The organism is Microbacterium sp. Leaf351 (assembly GCF_001423825.1).
Classification (GTDB): domain Bacteria; phylum Actinomycetota; class Actinomycetes; order Actinomycetales; family Microbacteriaceae; genus Microbacterium; species Microbacterium ginsengisoli.
Window position 1 is genome coordinate 59,446 of the sequence record NZ_LMPK01000007.1, and the last position, 2,442, is coordinate 61,887.

General features: G+C 70.8%; 2 protein-coding genes. Both read right to left on the bottom strand.

Translation table 11 applies throughout. The features are described from left to right. Positions 1 to 125 precede the first annotated feature (125 nt). Positions 126 to 1,148 carry an LLM class flavin-dependent oxidoreductase gene (locus ASG00_RS02810; protein ID WP_056518972.1) on the bottom strand — a complete coding sequence of 341 codons (1,023 nt, stop codon included), beginning with the start codon at positions 1,146 to 1,148 and terminating at the stop codon, positions 126 to 128. Continuing rightward, positions 1,145 to 2,442, bottom strand: a 1,298-nt coding sequence (locus ASG00_RS02815; RefSeq protein ID WP_235559094.1) for an ABC transporter substrate-binding protein, incomplete at its 5' end; no start/stop codon positions are given. The genes ASG00_RS02810 and ASG00_RS02815, both read right to left, overlap by 4 nt.

Genomic DNA, 2,442 nt, shown 5'->3' on the forward strand with positions numbered 1-2,442 from the left:
GCGCTCCTCGGTGGTGGTCGTGCCACGAGCCTCGTCGCCGCCCACCGGGTCGGCGACGAGGGGTGTCAACATGGGTCACGCGCCGTCATGCGGGGTAACCGGACGCCCGGTCACCCCGCACGTCATCACGCGGCGACGGTCTCCCGGGCGGATGCCGCCACCCACCCGAGATGCGGCAGCACGTGCTCGACGATGTCGCCCAGGACCTGCCGATACTCGTCCGAGGTGAACGCGTACGGCAGGGCGACCCTCAGCTCGGTGAGGCCGTCGAACGCTGGGTCGGCGGCGAGGCGCTCGGCGATCTGCTCGCCGGTGCCGATGAGGTCGCGCCCGAAGCGTGTGCCCCGCGGGCCGACGGCCGCCTGCGTTCGCTCGTCACGCGCCGCGGCGTAGCCGGTGTAGTGGGCGCGCTGCTCGTCGGTCGTCGAGTCGAGCGGCAGGATGACCCGCTCGACCCCGACGGCCGCCCCGCTGCCGGCGAACTCCTGGTAGTAGAGGTCGATGTGCGCGCGCTGCGCGGACTCGAACGAGTCGTGCCCGTCGCCGTCGGCGAGATTGCCGAGCAGCAGCTTCAGACCGCGGCGGGCGGTCCAGCGCACCGAGCGCTCCGATCCTCCGCCGAGCCACACCCGCGAGCGCAGACCCTCGACGTGCGGCTGCACGCGCGGCGACTGGGTGCCGTAGGGTGTGGCGACGTCCTCGCCGAGCACGTTGCCCTCGAGCGCGGTGAGGAATCGCTCGATGAGCTCGTACGGGTCGGTCGTCGACGCCGCGTCGGGCCGGGCGAGGTCGGCGAGCAGGTCGGCGTGCGGCGCCGACGTGCTCACCCCCACGTTGACCCGCCCGCGGGACAGTGCGTCGACGGTCGCGAAGTCCTCGGCGAGGCGGAACGGCGTCTCGTACCCGAGGGGCACGACGTCGGTCTCGAGCCGGATGCGCAAGGTGCGCTGCGACGCCGCGGCGAGGAACGGGAGCGCGGAGGAGATTCCGCGCTCCACGTGCCGCTGCCGCACACCCGCGACCTGGTACCCGGCCTGCTCGCCGAACTCCACCAGGTCGAGCACCTCGGCCAGCCCGGTGGCCGGGTCGTGCTCGGGGTAGTTGCCCGCGAGGATGAACCCGGCCCGGCCGATGATCGGTTCGCTCACGACGAGGCCTTCCACGCGCCGACGAGACTGTCGAGGCGAGAGTCGGCGCCGAGGGTGACCCCGTGCACGGCGGTCTGCGTGCCGATGATCGACGTGAGCTCGTGCACCGGCACCTGGTAGTACTGCGTGGCGATGCGGTCCTGGATCTGCCCGATGATGGCCGTGCGCTTGGCCGCGTCGCCGGCGGCGAGCTGGGCCTGCAGCAGGTTCTCGAGGTCGGCGTCGGCGATGTTGTACTTCGAGGTGGCGGCCGAGAACGTCGTGCGCAGCACGTCGCCGTCCGCGCGCGAGAGGTTGCCCCACTGGATGTCCCAGGTGCCGGCGGTCTGGGCGGCGAGGAACTCGGGAACGGTCGAACCGGTGAGGGTGACCTCGATGCCGACGGCCTTCAGCTGCTGCTGGATGAGCTCGAGGGAGGTCTTGTTCGGACCGAAGTTGGTGATCCAGATGAGCGACAGCGACAGGCGCTGACCGTTCTTGGTGCGGATGCCGTCAGACCCGACGGTCCAGCCGTCGTCGTCGAGGAGCTTCTTCGCCCCGGCCTGGTCGTATCCGAAGTGGGCGCTCTCATCGACCCAGCCGGGGGTGTTCTTGGCGAGCACGCTGGTGCCGACATTGAAGAGGTCGTTGAGCGCGGTGTCGCGCACCTGCTGCTTGTCGACGGCCTCGGCGATCGCCTGGCGCACCGCGATGTCCGCGGTAATGGAGTGCCCGAGGTTGAAGGAGAGCCCGAAGCTGACACCCGGGTTGCCGCGGTCGACGAGGCTGAGCCCCGCGGAGGTCAGGGCCGCGACATCCGTCGGCTGCACGCTGCCGATCGCGTCGAACTGCTGCGACTCGAGCCCGCCGGTGCGCACGCTCGCCTCGGGGACGATCTGGAACGTGACGGTGTCGAGGTGGGCGGCGCCGGAGTTGCCGAGGGAGGCCGGCCCCCATGCGTAGCCGGTGCGCTTCTTCAGCACCGTTGAGACGTTCTTCGTGTACGAGGCGAGGGTGAAGGGTCCGGTGCCGACGACGGCCTTGCCGTCTGCGCGGGAGTCGTACAGTGTCTGCGTGGTCGCGGGTGACACGATGCCGAGGCCGACCGAGGTGGTCGCCTGCGGGAACGCGGCGTTGGGCTTCGAGAAGTCGACGCGCACGGTGTGGTCGTCGACGACGGTGGTGTCCTTGTAGCCGACGAAGCTGGAGGCCGATCCGCTCTTGGCCCCCGCGGCGACGATGTCGTCGAAGGTGTCCTTGACGGCGGTGGCCGTCAGCGGCGTGCCGTCGGAGAACGTGACGTCGTTGCGCAGGG